The 16,129-nt window shown below is 44.4% G+C and carries 12 protein-coding genes; 7 read left to right on the top strand and 5 right to left on the bottom strand.

Features of this window, described 5'->3' with window-relative positions; genetic code table 11:
• The first annotated feature begins 16 nt into the window (after window positions 1-16).
• The 7 genes from pilQ (at window position 17) to G8D99_RS01370 (ending at window position 12,327) form a co-directional block, all read left to right on the top strand.
• Window positions 17-2,206, top strand: a complete 2,190-nt coding sequence (gene pilQ, locus G8D99_RS01340) for a type IV pilus secretin PilQ (RefSeq protein WP_166321917.1) — start codon at window positions 17-19, stop codon at window positions 2,204-2,206.
• Between the two features lie 36 nt (window positions 2,207-2,242).
• Window positions 2,243-2,791, top strand: a complete 549-nt coding sequence (gene aroK / locus G8D99_RS01345; RefSeq protein WP_166321919.1) for a shikimate kinase AroK — start codon at window positions 2,243-2,245, stop codon at window positions 2,789-2,791.
• A gap of 18 nt (window positions 2,792-2,809) precedes the next feature.
• Window positions 2,810-3,889 carry a 3-dehydroquinate synthase gene (aroB, locus tag G8D99_RS01350; protein ID WP_166321921.1) on the top strand — a complete coding sequence of 360 codons (1,080 nt, stop codon included), beginning with the start codon at window positions 2,810-2,812 and terminating at the stop codon, window positions 3,887-3,889.
• 14 nt (window positions 3,890-3,903) lie between these two features.
• Window positions 3,904-4,773 carry a hypothetical protein gene (locus G8D99_RS01355; RefSeq protein ID WP_166321932.1) on the top strand — a complete coding sequence of 290 codons (870 nt, stop codon included), beginning with the start codon at window positions 3,904-3,906 and terminating at the stop codon, window positions 4,771-4,773.
• A 408-nt stretch (window positions 4,774-5,181) separates the two neighbouring features.
• Window positions 5,182-9,657, top strand: coding sequence for a glutamate synthase large subunit (gene gltB / locus G8D99_RS01360; RefSeq protein WP_171522772.1), 4,476 nt, complete (start codon window positions 5,182-5,184; stop codon window positions 9,655-9,657).
• A 68-nt stretch (window positions 9,658-9,725) separates the two neighbouring features.
• Window positions 9,726-11,147: an FAD-dependent oxidoreductase gene (locus G8D99_RS01365; RefSeq protein ID WP_166321936.1), complete on the top strand. Its 1,422-nt coding sequence runs from the start codon at window positions 9,726-9,728 to the stop codon at window positions 11,145-11,147.
• Between the two features lie 286 nt (window positions 11,148-11,433).
• Window positions 11,434-12,327 carry a metal-dependent hydrolase gene (locus G8D99_RS01370; RefSeq protein ID WP_166321938.1) on the top strand — a complete coding sequence of 298 codons (894 nt, stop codon included), beginning with the start codon at window positions 11,434-11,436 and terminating at the stop codon, window positions 12,325-12,327.
• Window positions 12,328-12,400: 73 nt separating this feature from the next.
• On the opposite strand, the gene G8D99_RS01375 is transcribed toward G8D99_RS01370, so the two are convergent.
• From G8D99_RS01375 to G8D99_RS01395, 5 genes are all read right to left on the bottom strand, one after another.
• Window positions 12,401-13,030 carry a riboflavin synthase subunit alpha gene (locus G8D99_RS01375; protein WP_166321940.1) on the bottom strand — a complete coding sequence of 210 codons (630 nt, stop codon included), beginning with the start codon at window positions 13,028-13,030 and terminating at the stop codon, window positions 12,401-12,403.
• Window positions 13,031-13,114: 84 nt separating this feature from the next.
• Window positions 13,115-13,498: a Na+/H+ antiporter subunit G gene (locus G8D99_RS01380; RefSeq protein WP_166327432.1), complete on the bottom strand. Its 384-nt coding sequence runs from the start codon at window positions 13,496-13,498 to the stop codon at window positions 13,115-13,117.
• Between the two features lie 15 nt (window positions 13,499-13,513).
• Complete coding sequence (locus G8D99_RS01385; RefSeq protein WP_166321942.1) at window positions 13,514-13,789, bottom strand: monovalent cation/H+ antiporter subunit F; 276 nt, start codon at window positions 13,787-13,789, stop codon at window positions 13,514-13,516.
• Window positions 13,786-14,322 carry a Na+/H+ antiporter subunit E gene (locus tag G8D99_RS01390; RefSeq protein WP_166321944.1) on the bottom strand — a complete coding sequence of 179 codons (537 nt, stop codon included), beginning with the start codon at window positions 14,320-14,322 and terminating at the stop codon, window positions 13,786-13,788. The genes G8D99_RS01385 and G8D99_RS01390 overlap by 4 nt, the downstream gene beginning before the upstream one ends.
• Window positions 14,323-16,128: a monovalent cation/H+ antiporter subunit D gene (locus tag G8D99_RS01395; RefSeq protein WP_406741503.1), complete on the bottom strand. Its 1,806-nt coding sequence runs from the start codon at window positions 16,126-16,128 to the stop codon at window positions 14,323-14,325. It lies immediately after the preceding gene.
• Window position 16,129: the final 1 nt, after the last annotated feature.

Consider the following 16,129-nt stretch of genomic DNA (forward strand, 5'->3'; position numbering starts at 1 on the left):
GCAATAAGGAATAACAATGAAAAATAGTCTGCAAAAAATTTTGGGTGGGGAACGTCACTTTATGAATATTTCAATGCGCCAATTTGCTCTGGCAACGGTCAGTATGGCTGTAATGCAAGCAGTATCCGCACAAATCACCATGACCAATGTTGTCCCAATGCAACTCCCTGGTCAGGGCACTGAAATTCGTGTGATGTTTAATGGTTTACCTCCACAACCTCAAGCGTATCAAGTGGAAAATCCATCGCGTTTAATTTTGGATTTCAATCAAGCCAAACAATCCTTGGTACAGTCTACGATTCCTGTATCGACAGCAGAAGCCAGCTCGGTTGAAGTGGCCTCCGATGATCAGCGCTCACGTTTGACGGTGAATTTAAATCAACCGGGCAATTACACCACGCGAGTTGAAGGCAATACCTTTATTCTAAAGATCAATAATAGCAATACGAATGTCGCAACAAGCTTGCCCAATATTGCACCTGTTGCCACGCGTCCAAGTCAAGGTCTTGCAGATATTGGCTTTCAGCGTGGTGGAGCGGGTGAAGGACAGGTCATTTTAAACTTGCAAGGGGCCAATACCCCTGTGGATGTACAGCAGCAAGGCAGTAAAGTGGTGGTGCGCTTCCTAGGCAATAAAATTCCCGCACACTTGATTCGTCGTCTGAATGTCAATGATTTTGCCACGCCAGTTTCTACAGTCGATGCCTATAATGATGGTTCTAATGGTGTGATTACCATTCAGTCTACCGGCAGCTATGAATATATGGCTTTTCAGGCAGAAGATAAGCTGACGATCAGTTTAAAACGCCCTGAAGAGAAAAAAGGCATTAAAAATCCTTTGGCCAATACCCATTATGTCGGTAATAAAATTTCACTCGATTTCCAAGATATTGAAGTGCGCCGTGTATTACAGTTATTGGCGGATTTCACCGGCATCAATATGGTGGCATCCGATACGGTGCAAGGCAATATTACCTTACGTCTAAAAGATGTGCCTTGGGATCAAGCCTTAGATATTATTTTAAAAACCAAGAATTTAGACAAACGCCGTAATGGCAGTGTGATTTGGATCGCACCGGTGACTGAACTGATTAAAGCGGAAGAAGATGAAGCCAAAGCCATTGCACAAAGTGTTAAATTGGCACCGCTCCAAACCGAGTATCTGCAACTGAATTATGCCAAAGTGGAAGATATTGAAAAGCTGATTACCCAAGGTAAAAATAACAACAGTAATGGTAATAGCAATGGCAGTGGGGGTTCATCAGACCCATTGGGCGACAGTGTGGGATCATTGCTGAGTCCACGCGGGACAGTCTCTGTTGACCCACGAACCAATACCTTAATTATCAATGATACGGCGCAGAAAATTGACCAAATCCGTAAAATGGTGGATTTGCTCGATGTGTCAGTGAAACAAGTCATGATCGAAGCACGTATTGTCCGTGCGACCACCGACTTTACCCGTGAGATGGGGGTGAAATGGGGACTGGTTTCTCAAGGCATTAATAAAAATAATGATTTCTTGGTGGGCGGTTCTCAACAAACACTATGGGATCTCAAAACCCCAGATGATGATGGAAAAATTACCATTACCCGTCCAGATAATCTCAATGTCGATTTAGGCACAACAGCAACAGCTGCGGGTAAAATTGCTTTTGGTTTAATCAGTATGTCTGACTTTATGTTGGATCTTGAACTGTCCGCCCTGCAAGCCGATGGTCACGGAGAAGTGATTTCTACACCGAAAGTACTGACTGCAGATAAACAACAAGCCAAAGTGGCTTCAGGTCAACAAATTCCTTATCAAACCACTGAAACAGCCGGTGGAGCAGCCACAGCCACAACTTCCTTTAAAGATGCATTGTTAAGTTTGGATGTAACCCCAAGTATTACCCCAGACGGCAAAGTGCAAATGAAATTGAACATTTCAAGTGACTCACCTGCAGGTTATGCACAAAATGGTGAAATCATTTTGAATAAAAATGAAATCAATACCAATGTGTTGGTAGACAATGGAGAAACCGTGGTTTTAGGCGGGATTTTTGAGCAGGAAACCTCGAATACTCAAACTAAGGTGCCGTTTTTAGGTGATATTCCGTATTTAGGTCATTTATTCCGTAAGGATGCAAAAACCAACAATAAACGTGAATTATTAATCTTTGTCACCCCAAGAATTGTTAATGACAGTCCATCGAGAAATCATTAATATACTTTCAATGAAAGCAATTCAATAGGTGACTCCTTGCCAAGCAAAGAGTTTGAATCCCTACCGAATATTTATTTGGTGGGGCCCATGGGAGCTGGGAAAACCACAGTTGGTCGACATCTCGCAGATTTACTGCATCGAGAATTTCTTGACAGTGATCACGAAATAGAAAGAAAAACTGGGGCGACCATCCCATGGATTTTTGAAAAAGAGGGTGAACAAGGATTCCGAGCACGAGAGTCTCTTGTAATTAATGATTTAACGTCAAAGAATAATTTAGTGATTGCGACAGGTGGCGGTGCGGTAACGCAACCGATCAATCGTGAGTATCTTAAACATCGTGGTATCGTGATTTATCTGTATACTCCGGTCGAAATTCAATTACAACGCACTTATCGCGATAAAAATCGTCCTTTACTTCAAGTTGAAAATCCTGAACAAAAACTTCGCGATTTATTGTCTATCCGAGATCCTTTATATCGTGATGTAGCGCATCATATTATTGAAACCAATCAAGGTGCGGCACGCGATTTGGCACAACGGATTTTACATCTGATCTTGACCAAAGAATTGAACTCTCTTTAATGTTATTGGCTTACCATCATGCAAACCCTATTTGTTGAACTTGGCGATCGCCGTTATCCGATTTTTATTGGTAGTCATCTTAATCCGCAGCAACTGCTTGAGCCTTATATTCAGGGTCAGCAAGTGATGATTGTGACCAATACCACGGTACAGCCTTTATATCTTGAGCATTATGTGACAGCGATTGAAGCACTAGGTAAAAAGGTCAACACATGCGTATTGCCAGATGGTGAGCAGTATAAAAACATTGAACATCTGAATTTGATTTTTGATGCCTTGCTTGAAGCCGGCTTTAATCGAGATTGTACCGTGTTGGCTTTAGGTGGTGGTGTAATTGGGGATATGGCCGGTTTTGCTTCAGCCTGTTTCCAACGCGGTGTGTACTTTATTCAAGTCCCGACCACGCTGTTGTCTCAAGTCGATTCAAGTGTTGGCGGGAAAACCGGGATTAATCATCCTTTGGGCAAGAACATGATTGGGGCTTTTCAACAGCCGCAAGTGGTGCTTGCAGACATGGCACAACTCAGTACTTTACCTGATAGAGAGCTTTCAGCAGGTTTGGCAGAAGTGATTAAGTATGCTTTGTTGGGTGATACTGAGTTTTTAAGCTGGCTTGAAGAGCATATGGATGGTCTCGTTGCACGTGATCCTGACTTATTAGCTGAAGCGGTATATCGTTCATGCGCGCATAAAGCACGTATTGTGGCGAATGATGAAAAAGAACAAGGCGAGCGCGCTTTACTCAATTTAGGTCATACCTTTGGGCATGCGATTGAATCCTATTTAGGTTATGGCGTTTGGCTGCATGGTGAAGCGGTGGCAACCGGGATGGTCATGGCTGCAGACTTATCTCATTTGATGGGATGGATTTCAGCAGACGATCTAGCACGTACAAAAAAAATCATTCAACGTGCGCATTTACCGATAAAATGTCCGCAAATTCCAATGGATGAATTCTTGGCTTATATGTCACATGACAAAAAAGTCTTGAATGGGCAACTCCGTTTGGTGCTGATGAAAGCACTTGGGCAAGCCGTCATTACCAAAGATTTTGATCTTGAGTTAATGAAACAGGCCATTTTGCAGAATCAACATTGATCACAGGTACACATATGACAGCAAAACACGCACAGAGAAACCATATTCAACACTATATTTGGTTGATTGCTGGATTGCTGTTTTTATTGTTTGCTTTTATTTTTTGGATCATGACCGACACTAAAGAATTGGTCACCCAGTCGAAACAAATTGAAGAAACCCAAGTCTTAATTCAACCTGAAAAAGTGGCGGCAACCACTAATCTAGGCGGTCTAACCGAAGAAGTGAGACCTTTGCAAATGACCACACGCATGGTGGCATCTGGCAATCATTTGGCTGAATTTCGCGGTACCAAGTTTATTGAAGAAAATGCCAAGCATTATAGTGTTGAGTTGTTTCGCGCAACGAATGAAGACGTGGTGAAGAGCTTTTTACAGAAACTGGATAATCGTAAGGATTTGATTTACTTCCGTTTGAGTGGTGAAGAGCAGGCTGAGCAGTATGTTTTAAGCTTTGGTAATTTTAAAAGTGAACATGATGCAAAAGCTCAACTAGAGCGCTTAACTGTGCCATTGCCTGCTTCAGTTAAGCCTCAATTGGTGAAATTTGAAGATTTTAAAAACCTAGTTAATGATTTGGGTTCTGACGAATTAGTCGGCGGCAACAAAGTCTATGAAGTTAAACTCAAGCCTGCTGCTGTTCCAGTGATTGATGAATCGATTTTGGCGCAAATGAAGCAACAAGTCACCCAAGCTTTAGCCGCTAAAACCACAGATCCTAATCAAACTACCACCCGCACTACGGTGACCCGCAAAGATCAGCAAGGCAATGTCGTTGATGTACAACGTTCACAATCTGCTGTAGTGCCAAAACCTGCGGAAAATCGACCACCAGCTCAAGAGCGTAAACCGGTAGAAACACAGATTAGTGATCCATTTAATTAAAAATAGTTCTAAAATGGCGCAAATTAGGGTATAAAAATATTAAATGCACACTAACAGTGCAACCATAAAGCCACATAAGCATGCCAAACGCCATTGTTTATGATGTGTTGTAATAACTATTTATTTTTAGAGAATAATAATTTTCTGGCACAAATATTGCTTTATTGGTGCACTGCTTTGATTCTTTGTCCCTATTATGGAGCGAAAATATTGAAACAGTGTGCGATTGAAGCGGCGTGTTCTGCGTTAAATAAGTGCGATCTGAGCGAATCATTTCAGCCTATTTAAACAGCCGATGGGAATCCAGCCCAAGACTGATAAAACGAACAACCGAAGAATTAAATCGTATTGAACAATTGAATAAGTTTTTGCCCCCTAGGGCCTTGTTGAGAAGGGTACGCTATGCACATGCCATCGCCTAATACTGTAGCTCCCGCTAAAGGTTTATACCAACCGGATGAGTTTAAAGATAACTGTGGTTTCGGATTAATTGCCCATATGCAGGGTGATGCAAGTCATGACTTGGTCAAGACCGCGATTCATAGTTTAAGTTGTATGACGCACCGTGGTGGTATTGCTGCAGATGGTAAGACCGGTGATGGCTGTGGCTTACTCTTGGCCATGCCAAAACAATTCTTTCGTGAAGAAGCCAAAAAACTCAGCGATATTACCTTAAGTGAAATTTTTGCAGTCGGGACGGTGTTCCTGAACTTAGATCCTGCGCTTGCAGCCCATTCAAAACGTATTTTAGAAAAAGAAATCGAGTCAGAAGGCTTGAGAGTATTGGCTTGGCGTGTGGTGCCGACCAATGTCGATGCATTGGGATCGATTGCACTGCAATCAATGCCTGCTTTTGAACAGATCATCGTGAACTGTCCAATGGGTGTAACTGAGGTTGAGTTTAACCGTAAATTGTTCTTGGCACGTCGCCGTGCAGAACAACAGCTGACCCAAGATTCGTCATTTTACGTTACAACTTTATGTTCTACCGTGATCACTTATAAAGGTCTGATGATGCCTGCAGCCATTGCAGACTTCTATACCGACCTTGCCGATGAGCGTTTAGAATCGCATATTGTGGTGTTCCACCAACGTTTCTCCACCAATACGTTGCCACGTTGGCCTTTAGCGCAACCATTCCGTTACTTAGCACACAATGGTGAGATCAATACCATTACTGCAAACCGTAACTGGGCTATGGCGCGTGTACCAAAATTTGAAAACCCATTGCTACCCGGCTTAACCGAGCTGAATCCAATCGTAAACCGTACGGGTTCGGACTCTTCAAGTTTGGACAATATGCTTGAAATCTTAGTCGGTGGGGGTATGGACTTGTTCCGTGCACTACGTATGCTGGTTCCGCCGGCTTGGCAAAACGTGGAAACTTTAGATGCAGACTTACGTGCATTCTATGAGTTTAACTCTAAGCACATGGAAGCTTGGGATGGTCCTGCAGGTCTAGTCATTCAAGATGGTCGTCATGCGATCTGTATGCTCGATCGTAACGGTTTACGTCCGGCACGTTGGGTGATTACCAAAAATGGCTACATTACATTGGCATCAGAAATTGGTGTGTGGGGCTATGAGCCTGAAGATGTGATATCCAAAGGTCGTGTTGGTCCAGGTCAAATCCTCGTAATCGATACTTTTACCGGTAAGATGCTGGATACCAATGACGTCAGCAATCATTTGAAAAAAATGCGTCCATATCGTCAATGGCTACGTGAAAACTCAGTGCGCCTGCAAGGCAGCCCTGAGCTTGAAGAATATTTGTGTGACCAAGGCTTAAAAGGCGATGCTTTAAAAGCTGCACAAAAAATGTTTATGGTGACCTTTGAAGAACGTGATCAGTTGCTTCGTCCAATTGCTGAAAGTGGTCAAGAAGCGGTCGGCTCAATGGGCGATGATACCCCAATGGCGGTATTGTCTCGTCAAGTGCGCCATGTGACCGATTACTTCCGTCAGCAGTTTGCCCAAGTGACCAATCCACCGATCGATCCCTTACGTGAATCGATTGTGATGTCACTGGAAACGTGTCTAGGTCGTGAGCAAAATGTGTTTGAACAAAGCCCTGAGCATGCAGACCGTCTGATCATTTCAAGCCCAGTGCTATCCAATTCAAAAATGCACCAAATTCGTACCCTCGGTCGTAAGGGCTATGAAATTGCAGATATCGATTTGAACTACCCTGAAGCTGAAGGTTTAGAAGCTGCGATTGCGCGTATCTGTATTGAAGCGGCTCAAGCCATTCGTGATGGTAAAACTTTATTGGTGATTTCGGACAAGAAGATTCGTCAAGGTTTCTTACCTGCAAACTCAGCGATGGTCACAGGTGCGATTCATCACCACTTGATCAAAGAAGGTTTACGTTCAGATGCCAACATTGTGGTTGAAACGGCATTGGCACGTGACCCACATCAATTTGCCGTGATCTTAGGTTTTGGTGCAACTGCGATCTATCCATACTTGGCTTATGACGTGATCAATGACTTGATTGCCAAAGGTGAGTTACTGGGTGATCCGATCCATGCACAATCGAACTTCCGTAAAGGGATTGAAAAAGGCCTATTGAAAGTCCTCTCTAAAATGGGGATTTCAACAGTGGCATCATACCGTGGTGGTCAATTGTTTGAAGCCGTGGGTCTGTCTGATGAAGTGGTTGCGAAATGCTTCACCGGTGTACCAAGCCGTATCAAAGGGGCAACCTTTGTTGATCTTGAAAATGATTTGAAAAAATTGGCAGAGACGGCGTGGAAATCACGTAAGCCAATCGATCAAGGCGGTATGCTGAAATTTGTCTTTGACAAGGAATATCACGCATTTAACCCAGATGTCATCAACGCACTGCATAAGTCTGTTCGTTCAGGTCAATACGCTGACTTCAAAGAATACGCAGAATTGGTGAATCACCGTCCAATCGCAACGATTCGTGATTTACTTAAACTGAAAACAGACAACCCGATTCCGCTTGAGCAAGTGGAGTCTGTAGAAGAGATTCTGCCACGTTTTGACTCTGCGGGTATGTCACTTGGTGCATTGTCACCTGAAGCACACGAAGCGATTGCCATTGCTATGAACACCATTGGCGGTCGTTCAAACTCAGGTGAGGGCGGTGAAGATCCTGCACGTTATGGCACGATTCGTAACTCGAAAATCAAACAGATTGCATCAGGTCGTTTTGGTGTCACCCCAGCCTACTTAACCTCTGCAGAAGTGCTTCAAATTAAAGTCGCGCAAGGGGCGAAACCGGGTGAAGGCGGTCAGTTACCGGGCGGTAAAGTGAATGGTCTTATTGCACGTTTACGTTACTCTGTACCGGGTGTGACTTTGATCTCTCCACCTCCTCACCACGATATTTACTCCATTGAAGATTTATCTCAGTTGATCTTTGACTTGAAACAAGTCAATCCTCAAGCCATGGTCTCAGTGAAACTGGTGTCTGAACCGGGTGTGGGTACGATTGCAGCAGGTGTGGCAAAAGCCTATGCCGACTTCATTACCATTTCAGGTTATGACGGGGGTACGGCAGCATCACCATTGTCCTCTATTCACCATGCAGGTTCGCCATGGGAATTAGGCTTAAGTGAGGCGCATCAAGCACTTCGTGTCAATGACCTTCGTGGCAAAGTCCGTGTACAAACTGATGGTGGTTTAAAAACCGGTTTAGACGTAGTGAAAGCAGCAATTTTGGGTGCGGAAAGCTTTGGCTTTGGTTCAACCCCAATGATTGCACTCGGTTGTAAATACCTGCGTATTTGTCACTTAAACAACTGTGCAACCGGTGTGGCAACCCAACAAGATCATTTACGTCAGGAACACTACATTGGTGAACCTGAAATGTTGATCAACTTCTTCCATTTTATTGCCGAAGAAACCCGTGAATGGTTGGCGGCTCTTGGTGTATCACGCTTAAAAGACTTGATTGGTCGTACAGACTTACTTGAAATGTTGCCGGGTGAAACGGATAAGCATGCCCATTTGGATTTGAGCGCACTGCTTGAATCACATCCTGCGGCAGACGGTAAAGCACAGTACTGCCAAGTGGAAGGCAATGCGCCATTCGATAAAGGTGTGTTGGCAGAGAAAATGGTGGCAGAAATGCTGCCTGCAATTGAAGCGGGTACCGGTGGTGAATACTACTTTACCGTGGGTAACTGTGACCGTTCGATCGGTGCGCGTATTTCAGGTGAAATTGCAAAACGCTATGGCAACTTGAGCATGGAAGCACATCCGGTCACCATGAACCTTAAAGGAACTGCAGGTCAGTCTTTAGGGGTGTGGAATGCGGGTGGTTTACACATCAAATTGGAAGGGGATGCCAACGATTATGTCGGTAAAGGCATGGCCGGTGGTCGGATCTCGATTTTCCCACCAAAAGGTTCACCATTCCAAACCCAGAATACCGCAATCATTGGTAACACGTGTTTGTACGGTGCAACCGGCGGTAAGTTGTATGCTGCAGGTACTGCCGGCGAGCGTTTCGCGGTACGTAACTCAGGTGCCTTTGCGGTGATTGAAGGTGCAGGCGACCACTGCTGTGAATATATGACCGGTGGTATCGTAACGGTGCTCGGTAAAGTGGGACATAACTTTGGTGCGGGTATGACCGGTGGTTTCGCTTATGTGCTTGATTTAGATAACGACTTCGTGGACCATTACAACCACGAGTTGATCGAATTGAATCGTATTTCAACCGAAGCAATGGAAGACCATAAAGCCTTCCTGAGCCGTATTTTAGATGATCATATTAAAGAAACAGGTAGTGCTTGGGCGTATAAGATCCGCAACGAGTTTGATTTCTACAGCCGTAAATTCTGGTTAGTCAAACCAAAAGCTGCCAATTTACAAACGCTGTTAAAAACAACCAAAGCCGATCCACAATAATTCCACTACTGCAGATAGATAGGCAGGTGTAGCGAGAAACACGACTACACCTACCCACGGAGAGAGACATGGCAGAGCGCCTCAACAATGACTTTCAATTTCTGGATGTATCACGCCAAGATCCAGAGAAAAAAGATCTCAATGTCCGCAAAGCAGAGTTTGTGGAAATTTATAAACCGTTTACAGCAGAAGTCGCGGCGAATCAAAGCCACCGTTGCCTCGGTTGTGGTAACCCGTATTGTGAATGGAAATGTCCAGTTCATAACTATATTCCAAACTGGTTAAAACTGATTGCAGAAGGTCGTATTTTCCAAGCAGCTGAACTGTGCCATCAAACCAATACTTTGCCTGAAGTCTGCGGACGCGTTTGCCCGCAAGACCGTTTGTGTGAAGGGGCATGTACCCTAAACGATGGTTTTGGTGCAGTCACCATTGGTAATGCCGAAAAGTACATTAACGATACCGCCTTTGCCTTGGGTTGGCGTCCAGACATGTCGCATGTCAAATGGACCGACAAAAAAGTCGCAATCATCGGTGCAGGGCCTGCGGGCTTAGGGTGTGCTGACATTTTGGTACGTAATGGCGTTAAACCTGTGGTTTTCGATAAGCGTCCTGAAATTGGTGGCTTGCTGACCTTTGGTATTCCAGAATTTAAAATGGAAAAAGACGTGATGAAACGTCGCCGTGAAATTTTCACTGGCATGGGCGTTGAATTCCGTTTAAATACTGAAATTGGTACAGACGTGACCATTGAGCAACTGTTGGCAGATTATGATGCGGTATTCATGGGGATGGGCACATACACTTATATGAAAGGTGGTTTTGCTGGTGAAGATTTCGATGGTGTCTATGATGCACTGGATTTCTTGATCGCCAATGTTAATCGTACCCAAGGTTGGGAAAAAGCTCCGTCTGAATACATCAGCGTAGAAGGTAAAAAAGTCGTCGTGCTTGGCGGTGGTGACACAGCAATGGACTGTAACCGCACTTCAATTCGTCAAGGTGCTGAATCGGTTCTCTGTGCATATCGCCGTGATGAAGAAAATATGCCGGGTTCACGTCGTGAGGTGAAGAATGCACGTGAAGAGGGCGTAAACTTTGCCTTTAACCGTCAGCCGATTGAAATCGTGGGTGAAAATGGCAAAGTGACGGGTGTTAAAGTCGTGACCACGCAACTGGGTGAGCCTGATAGCCGTGGCCGTCGTAGCCCAGAGCCAATCCCAGGTTCAGAAGAGATCCTACCTGCGGATGCGGTATTGCTTGCTTTTGGTTTCCGTACTTCGCCTGCAGATTGGTTTGCAGATGCCAAGATCAACCTCGATGGTTCGGGGCGTGTGGTTGCGGCTGAAAAGCAGCAATACAAGTTCCAAACTTCGAATCCGAAAATCTTTGCCGGTGGCGATATGGTACGTGGTTCTGACCTTGTGGTGACCGCTATTTGGGAAGGGCGTGAAGCAGCAGAAGGCATTTTAGATTATTTAGATGTTTAATCTAAACTGTACAATCCGATAAAGAACCCACTTCGGTGGGTTTTTTTATATCGGAAAGATGAAAAAATTACTGATTTTGTCCAACAAGATCCACTATTATTTTTAATAACTGTTTTGATGCTATTCCACTGAATTTAAAGGTTTAAATGAGTGCATTTACTCGCTTGAATGTGATCGAATTGGCAAAAAATCACATCTGTGCAATGGAGTGAATTTTTTTGCAATATACAAAGTCAAGCATGCAGACAATAGTGGTTTAAATTCCAACAAATGTAGGATTTAAACCATGACGACAACCGCATTGACGACAGAAAAATCATACTTAAATCGTCCAAAAGCACTCGGCATTAAAGTGCGTCGTTTGAGCTATAACCCAAAAAAGATTAAACGCCATTTTTTTGCCAATTCTCCGGTGATGTCGCATTTACTCACGGCATTGTCTTCGACTTTTCCCATCGGTGAACAGTTCTTCGTGCATAGCGTACGCAATGTACGCGACAAAGTGACTGATGAGCGTTTACAAGCACAAATTGCGGCCTTTATTGGGCAAGAAGCCATGCATTCCAAAGCCCATGCAGAGTTTAATGATGCGTGGCGCCGTGATGATTATCAATTGGATAATTTCCAAGCGTGGTTGGCACGCCGAGATGAATTTATCCGGACCGTACATCCTAAATTACAACTGGCCATTACCTGTGCCTTTGAGCATTTCACTGCCTTGTTGGGCGGTTATATCCTGCGTCATCCTGAGATTTTAAGTACCTTGGATGAAGATGCGACCAAGCTCTGGGTGTGGCATGCCATTGAAGAAATTGAGCACCGTGCAGTGGCATTTGATGTTTATCAAGCGGTGTATAAAGATGACAAAGTACGCCGTAGTGTGATGCGCAGTGTGACCACTGGCTTTGCCAGTTTAACTTTTTATTCTGCCAGTCGACTGTTTATGCAAGATTATAAAAAGAGCATTCCTAAAGTTTCCGGTAATCTGTATGGGTTTTATTTGGTCGGCAAGATGTTGATTGAACTGATTCCTGAATATTTATCCTATTACAAAAAGCATTTTCACCCGTCTGAAATTGATTACAGCGATATTGTGGCGCATTGGAAAGAAAAATTAGCCAATGAATATCAGATTGAAGGCTTCCAAGAAGATGAGCCGAAAGCAATTTTATATAGTTAATTCAAGCGAAGTTAAAAAAGCCAATGTTAAACATTGGCTTTTTTGATTGCATAGAACACATTGTATAGAACATTTAGCCGGCATTGAATTGACGTTGGAACATATTTTCCATGGTGTCGACCATGGTGCGGGTCATTTGATCCACTTCATAATTTAACTTGCCACCGACGTACACGTGTTTAAAGGTGGTTAAACGTAAAGTTTCAGGAATTAAATCTACGGAAAGTTGGTTCTTGTCGCGATCTACGCCATTGACAGTTAAGCTACAGCCTTGCAAACCAATAAAGCCTTTTTTAAAAAAGTACTTGATATTGTCTTCAGGGATTTCGAGCTCAAGATGCAGGGTTTCACCATTACGCTCAACCTTCACAATCGTTGCCATACCTTCGATATGCCCATACAGATTATGCCCGCCATTTTCCATGCCGGCTTTGATTGAGCGTTCGAGATTGACTTCATCGTCAATCTTTAAAGCACCCAAAGTGGTGACGCTATTGGTCAGTGCAGAGACATCGAAAGAGGCGATATTCTTGATAGCATCAAAATGGGTTGCAGTTAAGCAGGTCCCGTCAATTGCGACACTTGCCCCGATAAAGACATCATCTAATAAGTGGTTGGTATTGGACACAAACAGGGTGGTGTAGTGATCACCGTGTTGAATGTCGACAATTTTTTCGACGCCTTGAACAATGCCTGTATACATATTGATCTCTTAAATATTGATGCTTCATTGCATGCGAATAGGATGGACGAGCGTTAAATGATGTGCCATAACACACCTTATCGTTTAGAGCTTATCATCTTCAAACTGTTGGATCCGCTGTTGACGTTGCCAAGGAAGTGGACGGTCAATGGCTTCAGGCACTTCACCTGAATTGGAGCGCAGGCGCAAATGGATGGCCGCTTGTGCAATCAAATTCGCCGACACGGGTGCGGTAATAAATGCCAATAACGTAATTAATAGTTCGGCAAAGCCCAAACGGCTGTTAAATGCCGCATACAGCATTCCGGCAATCAAGAAACTGCCCAAACCCAAAGTACTGGATTTGGTTGGGGCATGTAGGCGCATAAATAAATCCGGTAAACGCACCATCCCAATCCCACCGACCAAGGTGAAAAATGCCCCCACCACCAAAAAGAAGGACACCAAGATTTCCATCAATAATTGCATAGACATAGGTATCTCCTAATCGATCACATGACCGGTGGTGAAATAACGGGCAAGCGCAGCAGTGGAGACAAAACCAAGCATAGCCACCAATAACGCACCTTCAAACAAAGACGTGCTGGCCCAATAGATGCCTAAAATCACCACAACACAGGTCGCATTTAAAAACAACGTATCGAGTGCCAGCAGACGGTCGACAATTGAGGGTCCCATCACCAAACGAATCAAGCACAATAACATCGACACCGTCAAGGCAAATAAACAGATGCCAAGGGCATAAGGCAAAATGGTCATGCTTGATCTCCTGGTTCAACGCTAAGTTTTACGCTAAAAATAGCCATCAGTGGGGCTTCGTATCGGGTTTTAATCTCGAGAATATCCGCTTCAGGGTCATCGGTATTGAGTGAGTGAACTAAAATATCGCCACGTTCTTGATCGATACCCGCGCTGACCGTGCCCGGTGTGGTGGTAATGATCATAGCCAACAAGGTATTGACATGCTCATGGTTGGTGTCTAAAGGCACGCGATACCATTTTGGATGCAATTGATCGAGTGGCCCCAAGACCTGTTTTGCCACGCGCATATTCGATACGATAATGTCCCACAAAACCACAAACAGCAATTTAATCGCAAGCGACCAATGAATATTTGGGGTGCGTACAATAAAGGGTTGTACAATTTTGGGAATAAACAGCGCCAATAAAATCGCCACCATCAAGTCAAATAGCTCAATGCTGTGATTGAGCATCAGCCAACTTAAACCCACAATCACCGAGACAAAGGGATGGGGAAAAATTCGGTCACGAAATGAATTTTTATGCTCCATTTATGGCTCCATCGGTTTAAGTTGAGCATCATGCGCGGGTTGAGCGACACGCTGCTCTTGTTGATTGATTTGACGTTGTTTGTAATCCGAAATATGTTCGCCTTTTAAGGTGTCATCACTAATGATATGCGGAATCAAATGTGCATTCGGATCTTGCGACTCTCCACCATACTTGGTTTCAGGCAAATAGGCAGGATCATAAGGTTGCACACTGATGACCTGATCGGATTCATCTTTTTTCAGCACTTGATTGATATACAAAGACTGATTTTGCAGTTGTTGTGCAGTTTGCTCAAGATAGCGCATCACATTCGGTGCGAACACCACATACAGCATCAAGCCCGCCAATAACAGATAAATAGTCCGGTCATTGCGTGGCGGTGCGATGGCAGGCAACTGTTGATATTCGGCAAAGGCTTTTTCTTTCGGATTGTCCTCAGGTGCTGTTGCACGCCAAAACAGCACAAAGCCAACACGCGTAAAGGCAATAATACTGAGTAAACTCACCATCAATACTGTGATGATAATCAGCAACTGATAAGGCGAGCTTGCCGTGGCTTGCAGAATGAAGACTTTACCCAAGAATCCACTAAATGGAGGTAAACCTGCCATCATTAAAGCAATGATGAAGTAAGTAATCGACACCACTGTATTTTGTTTAATTCGCGGTGCTGTTTTAAAATGATCTTTGTAAGCTCCGCGTTGAGAGGTGACCCAACCACAGAGCAGGTAGAACGCACCTGCAATCAGGGTACTGTGCACCAAATAATACAGCGCTGCACTCCAAGCCTGCTCGGTCCACAATGAAAATGCAGTCACGATGGTGCCGACAGAGGACAAAATCATAAAGCCGACAAAACGCCTTAAGCGCTCGGCGCCCATAGCCCCAATCACGCCATAGACTGAGGTGATCAGTCCAATCGCAAGAAGTAAATGGGCGAGTATTTCACGTCCGATCGCATCATCAAAGACATTGGCATTGATACGTAGAATGGCATACAGACCGACTTTGGTCATGATGGTGAAGAGTGCAGCCACAGGTGTGGTCGCCACCGCATAGGTTTTCGGTAACCAAAAGCCGACCGGTAGAATTGCTGCTTTGATGCCAAACACCACAAATAACAGTAGTCCGCCTGCAATCGCCAATTGATGTTGATCGGCTTCAAGGGTAGGCAATAGGCGATGGACGTCCGCCATATTTAGACTGCCGACACTGCCATAAATCATGCCGAGACCAATCAAGAACAGAGCGGAAGCGACTAAATTGATGGTGACATAATGAATACCGAGTTGGAAACGTGCTTTGCCTTGACCATGTAACAGCAATACATAGGATGCCATCAGCAGGATTTCAAAGAACACAAACAGGTTAAATAAGTCGCCGGTTAAAAATGCGCCACACAGACCCATCAATAAAAAATGGCACATGGCATGGAAGTATCGACCACGCTCATCCCATTCTTTACTGGCGAACCACATGATCGGTACTGCCAGTGCATAGGTCAGTACCAACATGAACGCGGCAAGTCGGTCGAGCACCAACACAATCCCAAAGGGTGCGGTCCATTCACTGAGTTGATAGACCGTAATTTGGCCTGTATTGGCTAATTGCAAGTAGCTGATCGCCGTCGCAAGCCCCAACAGCATGGACACTAAACTGATGCCACGACGCCACGGTTGACGCCAATCATGCGCCAAGGACCCCGACCCCGGATTACCCAATAACAGTAAAATAAAGGCGGTAAATGCCGGAATTAAAATACTGAAAATCGGGCTGTGATGCTGCCAAAATTCTAACATCGTCATG

Source organism: Acinetobacter lanii, from assembly GCF_011578285.1.
Lineage (GTDB): Bacteria > Pseudomonadota > Gammaproteobacteria > Pseudomonadales > Moraxellaceae > Acinetobacter > Acinetobacter lanii.